Origin of the sequence: Haemophilus sp. HMSC071C11, from assembly GCF_001837655.1 — a bacterium.
GTDB lineage: Bacteria > Pseudomonadota > Gammaproteobacteria > Enterobacterales > Pasteurellaceae > Haemophilus > Haemophilus influenzae.
This window is the reverse complement of sequence record NZ_KV833398.1, coordinates 71291-84521: the sequence shown is the minus strand read 5'-3', so window position 1 is coordinate 84521 and position 13231 is coordinate 71291. Positions and strand designations below refer to the sequence as shown.

The window sequence follows — 13231 nt, the reverse complement described above, 5'->3', positions numbered from 1 at the left end:
AATCATGAGCCGATCAACGGATGCATCTGTTTTTGTTCAAACAGCCTATACTTTGCGTGCAGTATGGGCGGATTTATGGCAACGTAAATTTGGCACGCTGCTCACGATTTTAGTGATTGCCGTTTCGCTTACGATCCCAACTGTGAGCTATTTAATGTGGAAAAATTTGCATTTAGCCACCACTCAATTTTATCCTGAAAGTGAATTGACTATTTATCTTCATAAAAATTTAAGTGAGGAAAACGCGAATTTAGTGGTAGAAAAAATCCGCCAGCAAAAAGGCGTAGAATCGCTGAATTATGTTTCTCGTCAAGAAAGTTTAAAGGAATTTAAAAGCTGGTCTGGCTTTGGCGAAGAATTAGAAATTTTAGATGATAATCCATTGCCTGCGGTCGTTATTGTAAAACCGACGAGCGAATTTAATGTTTCAGAAAAACGTGACGAATTACGTACCAATTTAAATAAAATTAAAGGCGTGCAAGAAGTTCGCTTAGATAACGATTGGATGGAAAAATTAACCGCACTTTCATGGTTAATCGCCCATGTGGCAATTTTCTGCACTGTATTAATGACGATAGCGGTATTTTTAGTTATTGGTAACAGTATTCGCTCTGATGTGTACAGTAGCCGCTCAAGTATTGATGTGATGAAATTGCTTGGTGCAACAGATCAGTTTATCCTTCGTCCTTATCTTTATACTGGGATGATTTATGCCCTGTTAGGTGGGTTAGTTGCAGCAATTTTTAGTAGCTTTATTATCAGCTATTTTACTTCTGCGGTGAAATATGTAACGGATATTTTTGCCGTCCAATTCAGTTTGAATGGATTAGGCGTTGGCGAATTTGTATTCTTATTAGTGTGCTGTTTAATTATGGGCTATGTTGGGGCGTGGATTGCCGCAACAAGGCACATTGCGATGATGGAGAGGAAAGAATAATTGGATATCAAAAGAAAAGCGAATTTCTTAAAAGAAATTCGCTTTTTTAGTTAGAAGTGAAATATTTCGCTGTTGTAGTTTAGGAAGTAAATAGTTATAAGCGTTCTACAATCATAGAAATACCTTGACCACCGCCAATACAAAGTGTAGCAAGTCCAAGTTTTTTATCTTTTTCGATAAGATTGTGCAATAACGTTACTAAAATCCTTGCACCACTCGCGCCGATTGGATGCCCAAGTGCGATAGCTCCACCATGAATATTGGTTTTATTCATATCCAAATTGAGATCTTTGCCAACACCTAAGAACTGTGAGGCAAAGGCTTCATTTGCTTCTATCAGATCGATATCATCAAGATTTATTCCTGCTTTTTTCAATGCTTTTTGCGTTGCTGGAACTGGACCTAATCCCATAACAGATGGATCTACCCCACCGCTGGCATAGCTTCTAATTTTTGCAATGGCTTTTAATCCAAGTGCATGAGCTTTGCTTTCGCTAACTAAAATAAGTGCTGCAGCACCATCATTAATGCCAGAAGCGTTACCTGCGGTGACAGTACCCTCTTTTTTGAAAGCAGGTTTTAATTTAGCTAAACCTTCAGCTGTAGTATCTGCTTTAGGATACTCGTCTCGTGAAACAATAATGTCACCTTTGCGAGTTTTTACCATAACAGGGATAATTTCCTTATCAAATACACCTAATTGCACGGCTTGAGATGCTAAGGTTTGTGAACGTAATGCGAGTTCATCTTGTGCTTGGCGGCTAATACCATATTGTTCTGCAATATTTTCGGCAGTAATCCCCATATGATAGTGATTGCTAGCACAAGTTAGTCCGTCTTCAATCATTGTGTCCCTTAATGTGAGATTACCCATTTTGACGCCTTGTCGTACTTTGCTATCTAAAAGATAAGGTGCTTGGCTCATATTTTCCATGCCACCCACAACAACAATATCAGCATCACCACTGATAATAGACTGTGCACCTAATGCGACACTTTTTAGACCAGATCCACATACTTTATTGATTGTTAAAGAAGGGATTTCTTTCTCTATTCCTGCTTTTAATGCTGCTTGACGGGCTGGATTTTGCCCTAGTCCTGCTTGTAATACGTTCCCCATGATGACTTCATTAACTAATGCACTTTCAATGTTGGCACGTTTGATGGCTTCTTGTATCACAATTGCGCCTAAATCAACCGCACTTACGGAAGATAATGCACCATTAAAGCTGCCGATCGGTGTTCTAACTGCACTAACAATAACAACATTTTCCATTTTTAACTCCTTTTCTATAAGAAATATAAACCAATAATAAAAATTGGTGCGGTGAAGATAAGTGCGGTCATACAGAAGCCCATAATATCTCTCACGCCAAGCCCTGCGATACCCAGTGCTGGTAATGCCCAAAATGGCTGAGCCATGTTCATCCATTGCTCACCATAGGCAATTGCCATTGTAGACTTACCCAGATCTGTACCTAATGCTTGAGCAGCAGGGATAACAAATGGTCCTTGGATGACCCAGTGACCGCCACCAGAAGGCACTGCAAAGTTAATAAAGGCAGAACTAAAGAAGGTTAATAATGGGAAAGAATCTTTGTTAGCAACATTGATAAAGAATTCTGTGATTAAACCACCTAAGCCTGAATGCTCCATCATTAGTTGCACACCCGCATAGAATGGGAATTGCACTAAGATCCCTGCTGTGCTTCTTGTGGCATTAATAATTGCTCGCATATAGGCCATTGGCGAGCCATGAAGCACAATTCCTGTGATTAAGAAAATAAGGTTTACATTATTAATTGTGAGATTGAATCCGTTTTTGTAGAAATACATACCGAGGTAACTATATCCTAATGCCCCGATTGTATAGGCTAAGAAGCGGCTTTCTTCCATTTTTTCAGCAAGTGTTGCATCTTTATCCAATTTTTTATCAAATGTTGGATCGGGCGCAATAAGTTTTGGATCAATACTTTTTGCTTCGCCATTTTTGGGCATCATCATATAGGTAATGAAAGGCAAGCAAATGACTAAACTTAACGTGATAAAAATATTGTACCCAGAGAAAAGCGTACTAACTGCAGGAATAATACCTTGTGGGTTGCTTTCGCTCACCATTAAATGAGCAACTGGGTTGCCTGGTGTTGCGGCTAAAAGTGGCATTGAGCCTGAAAAACCTCCACCCCATGTCATAAATGCAATATAGGCGCAGGCAATCAGTAAGGCGTAGTCACTGCCTTTTATTCTCCGCGCGACTTCTTTTGCAAACATCGCACCAACGACCAAACCGAAGCCCCAGTTAATGATACAGGCAATTGAACCCATAAACGTAACTAAGACAACACCTTGTGCTGGTGTTTTTGCTATTGAAGCGATTGTAGAAAGAAACTTACGAATTTGTGGTGAGGTTGCAAGAGCATTACCAGTTACGACAATTAATGCCATTTACATACCAAAACCAAGTAAATTCCAAAAGCCATTACCCCACATATTAACTAAATCAACAGGTGTACTATCGGTTAATCCCCAAGCACAAATGAATGTGACAAAGGTGCGTAACACGGCAAAAATAAGTGGGTCTGGCAGGTATTTACTGACGAATGTCGTCATAAAACGAGAAACGCGACTAATCATAATTAAAGTCCTTTCTGGCTGATTTGCATTTCTTTGAAATCATCGGCAACAATGAAATCGGCTTCTGTTTTGGCTTTAATTGTTTCTAAATCCACATGAGGAGCATGTTCTTTTAGAACTAATCTGCCTTCAATGAAGTTAAATACTGCCAATTCGGTAACCACCATGGCAACTTTTTTACTTGCTGTGAGCGGTAATGTACATTTCTTTAGAATTTTTGAGGAACCTGACTTGGCACAATGTTCCATGCCAATAATCACTTTTTTTGCACCAGTCACTAAGTCCATTGCTCCGCCCATTCCTGGTACCATTTTGCCAGGCACCATCCAGTTAGCGAGATTTGCTTCTTGATCAACTTCAAGTCCACCTAGCACACAGGCATCAACATGACCGCCACGAATTAAAGCGAAAGAAAAAGCACTATCAAAAGTAGCGCCGCCTTTTTTAATTCCACAAGGCTGACCACCAGCATTTACTAAGTTTGAATTAGCATTTTCTGGGTCAAATGCAGTTAAACCAAGAAAGCCATTTTCTGATTGAAGTGTAATATTGACATTATCAGGTAAATAATTAACAACCTGTGTTGGTAAACCAATACCGAGATTAACAATATCTCCATCATGTAATTCCATCGCAATTCGGCGAGCGATTAATTCTTTTGCATTCATGGCGTTCTCCTTATTCTGAACAAACAATGTAATCAATTAATGCGGCTGGCGTGATGACTTCATCTGGGGGTAACTGACCGACCTCTAGTAGATTATCAACTTGGGCAATGACAGTTTTGGCTGCTAAAGCAACTAGTGGATTAAAGTTCCTAGCAGATAATTCATAAGCTAAATTGCCATTCATGTCACCTTTTTGAGCATGGATAATGGCAATATCAGCTTTTAGTGGGAGTTCAAGTAAATATTCTTTGCCATCAATTTGAATTTTTTGTTTTCCTTCTTCAACAACAGTGCCGACACCCGTTGGTGTTAAAATACCACCTAATCCGGCGCCACCTGCACGAATCCGTTCAGCTAAGGTACCCTGTGGAACGAGTTCTACATCTATTTCACCAGCAATCATTTTTTTGCCAGTTTCTGGATTTGTACCAATATGGGATGTAATTAAACGTTTGACTCGATTATTTACAATTAAAGGCCCTACGCCAGTGTCAATAAAGGCTGTGTCATTGCCTATGAGTGTGAGATCCTTTACGCCAGAATCTAAGATTTGTTGGACAAGTTTGGCTGGAGTGCCGATACCCATAAATCCACCAAACATGATGCTCATACCATCATGTAGGTGTTGATTTAGATTATTAAGCTTAAGATGTTTTTGTGTCATAGAGACCTCCTAATAACGAGATTAAAAGAAAGAATATCAACAAATAAGTATCTTATATTTCAAATGGATATGTTTCTTGTGATGATCCTTGATAGGCAATAAAGGAACTAGATTGATATTAAAAATAGCAAAAAAAATTTCGTAAAAGAAATACATCTTTCTTAGGCGGGTATAAGTTATTTTGATAGTGTTTTAAACAATCCTTGTGCTATATTTTGTAAAAATGGCAGTCCTTAGGGGGGTGAAAATGATGGATATTAGGCATCTAAGATATTTTGTTTCAATCGTAGATAATGATTTTAATTTAAGCCGAGCGTCTCAAAATTTATATGTGTCTCAACCTGCATTAAGTATGATGATTACGGAGTTTGAGAATCGTGAAAATATTCAGATATTTAAACGGGCATCAGGAAAAATTATTGGACTAACCTTTGCGGGGGAAAATTATTATCGTGATGCAAAAGAAGTGATCAAGCGTTACAATGATATGAGAACAAATCTTTATAAATCAAAAGATTGTAAGAAAGGCACGATAACAATTGGTATTCCTCCCTTAGTTTTATCAGCCGTGTTCTCTTCTGTATTGCCTCATCTTATTCTTAAGAATCCAGATATTAATTTTATTATTAAAGAAATTGGAGCTTATGCTCTAAAGAGTGAACTTCTTTTAGATAAAGTTGATTTAGCCGTGTTGTTATATCCCGAGCGAATATCAAAAAATATTATTGATTCAATTGAAATTCATAGTTCTGAATTAGCCTTATTTCTTTCACCAAAGCATGTCTTAGCAAAAAAACAACAAATCACATGGGCTGATTTACATCAGCAGAAAATGGCAATTTTTGATCAAACATTTATGATTCATCATCATTTGAAGGAAGCTTTTGAGCGCAATAATTGTTATCCAGATATTGTTTTGGATTCGAGTTGTTGGGATTTTCTGCTAAGTGCGGTCAAAACAAACAAAGAATTATTAACTATTCTACCGTTACCTATGGCTGAGCTTTATCATTCAAAAGAATTTTTGTGTCGTAAAATCGAAAGTCCTGTTCCGTGGAAAGTGACACTATGTCGTCAAAGAAAAACGGTTTACACACACCTTGAAGAATATATTTTTGATAAATTATTAGAGGCTTTTAGGCCAACAAAATAGTTAAAATAAAAGCTTGCAAATAGGGTTGTCTTTCTATAGAATACACGGACTCTCAATATGAGAGCCGTTTAATGTAATCATTTATTGAACGGGCATGACGATATGTCAGGCTAACAATGTTTCCGATTTGGAGACTATATAACAGGTAACTTGCACCTCCTTTTCTATATTTGAAGTTAGAATTGTGATTGGTGTTAGTTTTTTTATTAGCTAAATTTTATTGGAGCTCTGGTCTAATGCAGAACCAAAGAATCCGTATCCGCTTAAAAGCTTTCGATCACCGTTTGATCGATCAATCTACTGCGGAGATCGTAGAAACAGCTAAACGTACTGGCGCACAAGTTCGTGGTCCAATTCCTTTACCAACTCGTAAAGAGCGTTTCACCGTGTTGATTTCTCCACACGTAAACAAAGACGCACGTGACCAATACGAAATTCGTACTCACAAACGTTTAGTAGATATCGTAGAGCCAACAGAAAAAACTGTTGATGCATTAATGCGTTTAGATTTGGCTGCCGGCGTGGACGTGCAGATCAGCCTAGGTTAATTAAGAGGTTATTACAATGATTGGTTTAGTCGGTCGTAAAGTTGGTATGACCCGTATCTTCAATGAAGACGGCGTGTCAGTACCAGTTACCGTTATCGAAATTGAAGCCAACCGCGTAACTCAAGTTAAAACTCTTGAAAACGATGGCTATACTGCAGTTCAAGTTACTACTGGTTCTAAAAAAGCGAATCGTGTAACTAAACCTGAAGCAGGTCATTTCGTGAAAGCAGGTGTTGAAGCTGGTCGCGGTTTATGGGAATTTCGTACTGAAGGTGAAGAATTCACTTTAGGTCAAGAAATCAATGTAGACATCTTCGCAGATGTTAAAAAAGTAGATGTTACTGGTACTTCTAAAGGTAAAGGTTTCCAAGGTGGTGTTAAACGTTGGAACTTCCGTACTCAAGATGCTACACACGGTAACTCTTTATCACATCGTGTACTTGGTTCTATTGGTCAAAACCAAACACCAGGTCGTGTGTTTAAAGGTAAAAAAATGGCAGGACATTTAGGTGCTGAACGTGTAACTGTTCAATCACTTGAAGTTGTTCGTGTAGATGCTGAGCGTAAATTGCTATTAGTAAAAGGTTCTGTACCTGGTGCTATCAATGGCGATGTTATCGTTAAGCCGGCAGTTAAAGCATAAGTCTAGGAGATAGAGATGGAATTACAAGTTGTAGGTGCAAACGCACTCACTGTTTCTGAAACTACCTTCGGACGTGAGTTTAACGAAGCGTTGATCCACCAAGTTGTTGTTGCTTATGCAGCAGGTGCGCGTCAAGGTACTCGTGCGCAAAAAACTCGTGCTGAAGTGTCTGGTTCGGGTAAAAAACCTTGGCGTCAAAAAGGTACAGGTCGTGCTCGTGCTGGTGATATTAAATCACCAATCTGGCGTTCTGGTGGTACAACCTTCGCGGCTAAACCACAAGATCACAGCCAAAAAGTGAACAAGAAAATGTACCGTGGTGCTATCAAAAGCATTCTTTCTGAATTAGTTCGTCAAGACCGTTTGGTTGTGGTGGAAAAATTTGAATTAGATGCACCAAAAACTAAAGTTTTAGTACAAAAATTAAAAGATTTAGCCGTTGAAGATGCGTTAATTATCACAGCAAGTTTAGATGAAAATCTATTCTTAGCCGCACGTAACTTATATAAAGTTGATGTACGTGATGTTCAAGGTATCGATCCAGTTAGCTTAATCGCTTTCGATAAAGTGATTGTTACTGTTGATGCTGTGAAACAAATTGAGGAGATCCTAGCATGAGTCAAGAACGTTTGCTAAGTGTGCTACGTGCACCGCACATCTCTGAAAAAGCAACTAACAATGCTGAAAAATCTAACACTGTTGTACTTAAAGTTGCTTTAGATGCGAACAAAGCTGAAATTGCTGCTGCGGTTGCTCAATTATTTGAAGTAAAAGTAGATTCAGTTCGTACTGTGGTTGTTAAAGGTAAAACTAAACGCCGTGGTAACAAAATGGGTCGTCGCAGCGACTGGAAAAAAGCTTATGTAACTTTAGCCGAAGGCCAAAACTTGGACTTCGTGGACAGTGCAGAGTAATCGGAGGAAATTAGAGAATGGCTATCGTTAAATGTAAGCCGACCTCCGCTGGTCGTCGTCACGTTGTTAAAATCGTGAACCCTGAATTACACAAGGGTAAACCTTACGCACCTCTTCTAGATACTAAATCTAAAACTGGTGGTCGTAACAACTATGGTCGTATTACTACTCGTCACATTGGTGGCGGTCACAAACAACACTACCGTTTAATAGATTTCAAACGTAACAAGTTAGACATTCCAGCGGTTGTTGAGCGTTTAGAATATGATCCAAACCGTTCTGCTAACATTGCTTTAGTGCTTTATAAAGATGGTGAACGCCGTTATATTTTAGCACCTAAAGGTTTGTCAGTAGGCGATCAAATCCAAGCTGGCATAAACTCACCAATTAAAGTGGGTAACTCATTACCAATGCGTAATATCCCAGTTGGTTCAACAGTACATAACGTTGAATTAAAACCAGGTAAAGGCGGTCAAATCGCTCGTTCTGCTGGTGCTTATGTACAAATCATCGCACGTGAAGGCAACTATGTAACTTTACGTTTACGTTCTGGCGAAATGCGTAAAGTATTAGCTGAATGTGTTGCTACAATCGGTGAAGTTGGTAACTCAGAACATATGCTTCGCGTATTGGGTAAAGCTGGTGCTAACCGCTGGAGAGGCATTCGCCCTACAGTTCGTGGTACTGCAATGAACCCAGTAGATCACCCACACGGTGGTGGTGAAGGTCGTAACTTTGGTAAACACCCAGTAACTCCTTGGGGCGTTCAAACTAAAGGTAAGAAAACTCGTCACAACAAACGTACTGATAAATATATCGTACGTCGTCGTGGCAAATAATAGATTAAATTAAAGAGGATTAGCCATGCCACGTTCTCTCAAGAAGGGTCCTTTCCTTGACCTACACTTGTTGAAGAAGGTAGAGAAGGCGGTGGAAAGCGGGGATAAAAAACCAATTAAAACTTGGTCCCGTCGTTCAATGATCATTCCATCAATGATCGGATTGACCATCGCAGTCCATAATGGTCGTCAGCACGTTCCTGTTTATGTATCTGATGAAATGATCGGTCATAAGCTTGGTGAATTTGCACCGACTCGTACATACCGCGGTCACGCGGCAGATAAGAAAGCTAAGAAATAAGAGGTAAAGAGATGGAAACTATCGCAAAACATCGTTACGCTCGCACTTCTGCCCAAAAAGCTCGCTTAGTTGCCGATTTAATTCGTGGTAAAAAAGTTGCGCAAGCATTAGAAATTTTAACTTTCACTAACAAAAAAGCAGCAGCTTTAGTGAAGAAAGTTTTAGAATCAGCTATTGCAAATGCAGAGCACAATGACGGTGCAGATATTGATGATCTTAAAGTTGCTAAAATCTTCGTTGATGAAGGTCCTAGCATGAAACGTGTTATGCCACGTGCTAAAGGTCGTGCAGATCGTATTTTAAAACGTACTAGCCACATTACTGTGGTTGTGTCAGATCGTTAATAAGTAGAGGAATAGCAATGGGTCAAAAAGTACATCCACATGGTATTCGCCTAGGTATTGTTAAACCTTGGAGCTCTACTTGGTTCGCGAATACACAAGACTTCGCTGACAATCTTGAAGGCGATTTCAAAGTACGCAAATTCTTAAATAAAGAATTAGCAAATGCTTCAGTTTCACGTATTACTATTGAGCGTCCAGCTAAAAGTATTCGTGTAACTATTCACACAGCTCGTCCTGGTATCGTAATCGGTAAAAAAGGCGAAGATGTTGAAAAATTACGTAACGCAGTGTCTAAAATCGCTGGCGTTCCTGCTCAAATTAACATTGCTGAAGTGAAAAAACCTGAATTAGATGCGAAATTAGTTGCAGATAGCATCGCTTCTCAATTAGAACGTCGTGTAATGTTCCGTCGTGCAATGAAACGTGCGGTACAAAGTGCTATGCGTTTAGGTGCTAAAGGTATCAAAGTTGAGGTTAGCGGTCGTTTAGGTGGTGCAGAAATCGCACGTTCAGAATGGTATCGTGAAGGTCGCGTACCTCTACATACTCTTCGTGCGGACATCGATTATAACACTGCAGAAGCTCATACAACTTACGGCGTAATCGGCGTTAAAGTGTGGATCTTCAAAGGTGAAATTCTTGGTGGAATGGCTGCCGTTGCGCAATCAGAACAACAACCTGCCGACAAGCCTAAAAAGGCTCCTCGCGGTAAAGGTCGTAAGTAAGGAGAAACGCTAAATGTTGCAACCAAAACGTACAAAATTCCGTAAAGTTCACAAAGGCCGCAACCGTGGTATCGCGAGCGGTACTGAAGTTAGTTTCGGTACTTACGGTTTAAAAGCAGTTGGTCGTTGTCGTTTAACCGCTCGTCAAATCGAAGCGGCACGTCGTGCAATGTCACGTGCAGTAAAACGTCAAGGTAAAATCTGGATTCGTGTATTCCCAGATAAACCAATTACTGAAAAACCATTAGAAGTCCGTATGGGTAAAGGTAAAGGTAACGTTGAGTACTGGGTAGCCTTAATCCAACCGGGTAAAGTGCTTTATGAAATGGATGGTGTGTCTGAAGAAGTAGCAAGAAACGCATTTGCATTAGCAGCTGCTAAATTGCCAGTTAAGACCACTTTCGTAACTAAGACGGTGATGTAATGAAAGCTCAAGATTTACGTACAAAAAGTGTTGAAGAGCTGAATGCTGAATTAGTAAACCTTTTAGGTGAACAATTCAAGTTGCGTATGCAGACAGCCACCGGTCAGCTTCAACAAACCCATCAGGCTAAGCAAGTGCGTCGTGATATTGCACGTGTAAAAACTGTATTAACCGAAAAGGCGGGTGAGTAATGACTGATAAAATTCGTAGCGTACAAGGTAAAGTTGTTAGCGACAAAATGGAAAAATCTTTCGTTGTTGCTATTGAACGTAAGGTAAAACACCCTTTATATGGTAAATTTATCCGTCGTACAACTAAATTACACGTACACGATGAGAACAATGAAGCCAAAGTTGGTGATACCGTAGAGATTCGCGAATGTCGCCCTCTATCAAAAACCAAATCTTGGACTTTAGTTCGTGTTGTTGAGAAAGCAGTTATTGCTTAATTAATAACAAAGAGTAATAAAATAAAAGCCAATAGTGTAAATCTATTGGCTTTTTTGTTTTTAAAGTGCGGTTAAAATTCAATGAATTTTAACCGCACTTTTTCTTTTAGGTGTTATTGACATAACACCTAAACAAATACTGAAAAAAATATTTTTAATAATGGTACTTAAGAGAAATTTCTGAAGATCTTGGTTTTGAATATTCTGATGAGTGGAATACTCGTTATTTGGGACATAGATTAATTAATTTCATCAACGGCGTTGATACCCGTAAAGAAACGTCAAAATTAGCAGAGGATAAATTCCCAGAAGAACTTATCAATGATACAGATACTACTGGGAATATTTCTAATGAAGATTGGGATTGGTGGTGTCATTTATCTGATACAATGAAGTATATATTAATACATGATCTTCCTTATCAAGAAGAGGAGATTGGCATCACAGAGTTTTATGATGAAAATGATTTGGATACAGAAGCAGATATATATGATCGAGAGACTTTTAGAATCTTATTAGGAGAATATGTAACAGGATTATATTTGTTAGATGATACTTTTATAGAGCCAGTGCTTGATAATATAAATATTCCTAACAATGTTTATAGTACAAATATATTTGCTATTCATCATGTTGCAAAGCATATTTTGGGTATTAAAGATCTAGATAAACGTTTAAAATCTGGTGATATTGAATTAGTTCGTGAATTAGGAGAAGTAACAATTGGTGGTAAGGAGAAGTATTTTTACTCTTTTGCAACTAAATATTGTAGTCATCATAATCCAATTGCTTTCCCAATTTATGATAGCTATGTGGAGCAAGATCTCCTCTATTTTAATAAAGTAGATAAATTTTCAGCCTTTAAAAGGAAAGATTTAAAAAATTACAGAAAATTTAAAGAGATTTTGATAGATTTTCAAAGATTTTATAAATTAGAAAGATTTAACTTAAAAGAGCTCGATCTGTATCTTTGGCTTTTAGGCAAGGAAATTTTCCCAAAATCTGAAAACTGATGAATTTATCTAAGGTAAGAGAAGAGAGCGTTTCATTTTTTCTGCAGTTTATTTTTCATTCGATAAATTTTTGAGAGGATGAGGATATTTTTATAATTCCAAAAGTGCGGTAAATTTTAACTGGATTATTTAGTAAATAGATCAATAAGAGGAAGCTAAATTATCATTGCCTTTCTCTTTTTCTTTTGATAAAATCCGCCGCCTATCTGCCATTCTATCTGAATAGTGTGGATGGGTTCGTCCCGAAAGGGTGTTTTTTTAATCTTAACGGAGCACTAATATGATCCAAGAACAGACTATGCTGGATGTTGCTGATAATTCAGGCGCTCGCAGCGTAATGTGTATCAAGGTTCTAGGTGGATCGCACCGTCGTTATGCTGCGATTGGTGACATCATCAAAATTACTGTAAAAGAAGCAATTCCACGCGGTAAAGTAAAAAAAGGTGATGTATTAAAAGCAGTTGTTGTGCGCACCAAGAAGGGTGTTCGTCGCCCAGATGGCTCAGTTATTCGTTTCGATGGTAACGCTTGTGTAATTTTAAATAATAACACTGAGCAACCAATCGGTACTCGTATTTTTGGACCAGTGACTCGTGAACTTCGTTCTGAGAAATTCATGAAGATCATTTCTTTAGCTCCAGAAGTACTGTAAGGGGAATGTAATGGCTGCTAAAATCCGTCAAAATGATGAAGTAATTGTTCTTACTGGTAAAGATAAGGGCAAGCGTGGCAAGGTAACTAAAGTGTTACCAAACGGTAAAGTGTTTGTTGAAGGTATCAACATCATTACTAAGCATGAAAAACCAGTTCCTGCATTAGGAAAGGCTGGTGGTTTGGTGAAAAAAGAAGCTGCAATTGACGCTTCAAATGTTGCGATTTTCAATCCTAAAACAAATAAAGCTGACCGTGTAGGTTTTAGATTCGAAGACGGCAAAAAAGTACGTTTCTTCAAATCTAACAATGAAATTATCTAACA

At 38.5% G+C, this 13231-nt stretch carries 19 protein-coding genes and 1 pseudogene; 16 read left to right on the top strand and 4 right to left on the bottom strand.

What is annotated here, in order from left to right; all coding sequences use genetic code 11:
• Window positions 1-4: 4 nt before the first annotated feature.
• On the top strand, window positions 5-937 hold the full coding sequence (ftsX, locus tag HMPREF2644_RS00870; RefSeq protein WP_005660149.1) for a permease-like cell division protein FtsX: 933 nt from the start codon (window positions 5-7) through the stop codon (window positions 935-937).
• Between the two features lie 94 nt (window positions 938-1031).
• Here the strand turns inward: ftsX and HMPREF2644_RS00865 are convergent, their stop codons facing one another.
• From HMPREF2644_RS00865 to atoD, 4 genes and pseudogenes are all read right to left on the bottom strand, one after another.
• Window positions 1032-2213, bottom strand: coding sequence for an acetyl-CoA C-acetyltransferase (locus tag HMPREF2644_RS00865; protein WP_005655567.1), 1182 nt, complete (start codon window positions 2211-2213; stop codon window positions 1032-1034).
• Between the two features lie 14 nt (window positions 2214-2227).
• A pseudogene (locus HMPREF2644_RS00860) lies at window positions 2228-3571 on the bottom strand (TIGR00366 family protein).
• A gap of 2 nt (window positions 3572-3573) precedes the next feature.
• Window positions 3574-4239, bottom strand: coding sequence for a 3-oxoacid CoA-transferase subunit B (locus HMPREF2644_RS00855; RefSeq protein WP_005660145.1), 666 nt, complete (start codon window positions 4237-4239; stop codon window positions 3574-3576).
• Window positions 4240-4249: 10 nt separating this feature from the next.
• A complete protein-coding gene (gene atoD, locus HMPREF2644_RS00850; RefSeq protein WP_005648442.1) occupies window positions 4250-4903 on the bottom strand; it encodes an acetate CoA-transferase subunit alpha in 654 nt (217 codons plus the stop codon).
• A gap of 250 nt (window positions 4904-5153) precedes the next feature.
• Here atoD and HMPREF2644_RS00845 point away from each other — a divergent pair, with 250 nt between their 5' ends.
• The 15 genes from HMPREF2644_RS00845 to rplX all read left to right on the top strand — a co-directional run bounded on the left by HMPREF2644_RS00845 (window position 5154) and on the right by rplX (window position 13229).
• Window positions 5154-6056, top strand: a complete 903-nt coding sequence (locus HMPREF2644_RS00845; protein WP_032821878.1) for a LysR family transcriptional regulator — start codon at window positions 5154-5156, stop codon at window positions 6054-6056.
• A gap of 236 nt (window positions 6057-6292) precedes the next feature.
• Entirely contained in the window at window positions 6293-6604 is a 312-nt protein-coding gene (rpsJ, locus tag HMPREF2644_RS00840) for a 30S ribosomal protein S10 (protein WP_001181005.1), read from the top strand.
• Window positions 6605-6620: 16 nt separating this feature from the next.
• Window positions 6621-7247, top strand: a complete 627-nt coding sequence (rplC, locus tag HMPREF2644_RS00835; RefSeq protein ID WP_005632753.1) for a 50S ribosomal protein L3 — start codon at window positions 6621-6623, stop codon at window positions 7245-7247.
• A gap of 15 nt (window positions 7248-7262) precedes the next feature.
• The gene (gene rplD / locus HMPREF2644_RS00830; protein ID WP_005652369.1) at window positions 7263-7865 is read left to right on the top strand and encodes a 50S ribosomal protein L4; all 603 of its coding nucleotides are present in this window, start codon (window positions 7263-7265) and stop codon (window positions 7863-7865) included.
• A complete protein-coding gene (gene rplW / locus HMPREF2644_RS00825) occupies window positions 7862-8161 on the top strand; it encodes a 50S ribosomal protein L23 (RefSeq protein WP_005632756.1) in 300 nt (99 codons plus the stop codon). The genes rplD and rplW overlap by 4 nt, the downstream gene beginning before the upstream one ends.
• A gap of 17 nt (window positions 8162-8178) precedes the next feature.
• Complete coding sequence (gene rplB / locus HMPREF2644_RS00820) at window positions 8179-9000, top strand: 50S ribosomal protein L2 (protein ID WP_005652371.1); 822 nt, start codon at window positions 8179-8181, stop codon at window positions 8998-9000.
• A gap of 25 nt (window positions 9001-9025) precedes the next feature.
• A complete protein-coding gene (rpsS, locus tag HMPREF2644_RS00815) occupies window positions 9026-9301 on the top strand; it encodes a 30S ribosomal protein S19 (protein ID WP_005539416.1) in 276 nt (91 codons plus the stop codon).
• 11 nt (window positions 9302-9312) lie between these two features.
• A complete protein-coding gene (gene rplV / locus HMPREF2644_RS00810; protein WP_005625897.1) occupies window positions 9313-9645 on the top strand; it encodes a 50S ribosomal protein L22 in 333 nt (110 codons plus the stop codon).
• Between the two features lie 17 nt (window positions 9646-9662).
• Complete coding sequence (gene rpsC, locus HMPREF2644_RS00805) at window positions 9663-10370, top strand: 30S ribosomal protein S3 (protein ID WP_005625894.1); 708 nt, start codon at window positions 9663-9665, stop codon at window positions 10368-10370.
• A gap of 13 nt (window positions 10371-10383) precedes the next feature.
• Complete coding sequence (gene rplP, locus HMPREF2644_RS00800; RefSeq protein ID WP_005648425.1) at window positions 10384-10794, top strand: 50S ribosomal protein L16; 411 nt, start codon at window positions 10384-10386, stop codon at window positions 10792-10794.
• Complete coding sequence (rpmC, locus tag HMPREF2644_RS00795) at window positions 10794-10985, top strand: 50S ribosomal protein L29 (RefSeq protein ID WP_005625888.1); 192 nt, start codon at window positions 10794-10796, stop codon at window positions 10983-10985. Before rplP ends, rpmC begins: the two co-directional genes overlap by 1 nt.
• Window positions 10985-11242 (top strand): 30S ribosomal protein S17, encoded by a 258-nt coding sequence (gene rpsQ / locus HMPREF2644_RS00790; protein WP_005625886.1) that lies wholly within the window; start codon window positions 10985-10987, stop codon window positions 11240-11242. The genes rpmC and rpsQ overlap by 1 nt, the downstream gene beginning before the upstream one ends.
• Window positions 11243-11631: 389 nt before the next feature.
• Window positions 11632-12255, top strand: coding sequence for a hypothetical protein (locus HMPREF2644_RS00785; protein WP_011272218.1), 624 nt, complete (start codon window positions 11632-11634; stop codon window positions 12253-12255).
• A 280-nt stretch (window positions 12256-12535) separates the two neighbouring features.
• Entirely contained in the window at window positions 12536-12907 is a 372-nt protein-coding gene (rplN, locus tag HMPREF2644_RS00780) for a 50S ribosomal protein L14 (RefSeq protein ID WP_005548786.1), read from the top strand.
• A 10-nt stretch (window positions 12908-12917) separates the two neighbouring features.
• A complete protein-coding gene (rplX, locus tag HMPREF2644_RS00775; protein ID WP_005635734.1) occupies window positions 12918-13229 on the top strand; it encodes a 50S ribosomal protein L24 in 312 nt (103 codons plus the stop codon).
• The last annotated feature ends 2 nt before the right edge of the window (window positions 13230-13231 follow it).

What these genes read in the sequence shown, in the direction of transcription:
- rplD (WP_005652369.1), top strand. Translation starts at nt 7,263, where the DNA reads ATGGAATTACAAGTTGTAGGTGCAAACGCACTCACTGTTTCTGAAACT.
- rplX (WP_005635734.1), top strand. Translation starts at nt 12,918, where the DNA reads ATGGCTGCTAAAATCCGTCAAAATGATGAAGTAATTGTTCTTACTGGT.
- rplP (WP_005648425.1), top strand. Translation starts at nt 10,384, where the DNA reads ATGTTGCAACCAAAACGTACAAAATTCCGTAAAGTTCACAAAGGCCGC.
- rpsC (WP_005625894.1), top strand. Translation starts at nt 9,663, where the DNA reads ATGGGTCAAAAAGTACATCCACATGGTATTCGCCTAGGTATTGTTAAA.
- ftsX (WP_005660149.1), top strand. Translation starts at nt 5, where the DNA reads ATGAGCCGATCAACGGATGCATCTGTTTTTGTTCAAACAGCCTATACT.
- rplB (WP_005652371.1), top strand. Translation starts at nt 8,179, where the DNA reads ATGGCTATCGTTAAATGTAAGCCGACCTCCGCTGGTCGTCGTCACGTT.
- HMPREF2644_RS00785 (WP_011272218.1), top strand. Translation starts at nt 11,632, where the DNA reads ATGAAGTATATATTAATACATGATCTTCCTTATCAAGAAGAGGAGATT.
- rpsS (WP_005539416.1), top strand. Translation starts at nt 9,026, where the DNA reads ATGCCACGTTCTCTCAAGAAGGGTCCTTTCCTTGACCTACACTTGTTG.
- HMPREF2644_RS00845 (WP_032821878.1), top strand. Translation starts at nt 5,154, where the DNA reads ATGGATATTAGGCATCTAAGATATTTTGTTTCAATCGTAGATAATGAT.
- HMPREF2644_RS00855 (WP_005660145.1), bottom strand. Translation starts at nt 4,239, where the DNA reads ATGAATGCAAAAGAATTAATCGCTCGCCGAATTGCGATGGAATTACAT.
- HMPREF2644_RS00865 (WP_005655567.1), bottom strand. Translation starts at nt 2,213, where the DNA reads ATGGAAAATGTTGTTATTGTTAGTGCAGTTAGAACACCGATCGGCAGC.
- rpsQ (WP_005625886.1), top strand. Translation starts at nt 10,985, where the DNA reads ATGACTGATAAAATTCGTAGCGTACAAGGTAAAGTTGTTAGCGACAAA.
- rplN (WP_005548786.1), top strand. Translation starts at nt 12,536, where the DNA reads ATGATCCAAGAACAGACTATGCTGGATGTTGCTGATAATTCAGGCGCT.
- rplW (WP_005632756.1), top strand. Translation starts at nt 7,862, where the DNA reads ATGAGTCAAGAACGTTTGCTAAGTGTGCTACGTGCACCGCACATCTCT.
- rplV (WP_005625897.1), top strand. Translation starts at nt 9,313, where the DNA reads ATGGAAACTATCGCAAAACATCGTTACGCTCGCACTTCTGCCCAAAAA.
- atoD (WP_005648442.1), bottom strand. Translation starts at nt 4,903, where the DNA reads ATGACACAAAAACATCTTAAGCTTAATAATCTAAATCAACACCTACAT.
- rpsJ (WP_001181005.1), top strand. Translation starts at nt 6,293, where the DNA reads ATGCAGAACCAAAGAATCCGTATCCGCTTAAAAGCTTTCGATCACCGT.
- rpmC (WP_005625888.1), top strand. Translation starts at nt 10,794, where the DNA reads ATGAAAGCTCAAGATTTACGTACAAAAAGTGTTGAAGAGCTGAATGCT.
- rplC (WP_005632753.1), top strand. Translation starts at nt 6,621, where the DNA reads ATGATTGGTTTAGTCGGTCGTAAAGTTGGTATGACCCGTATCTTCAAT.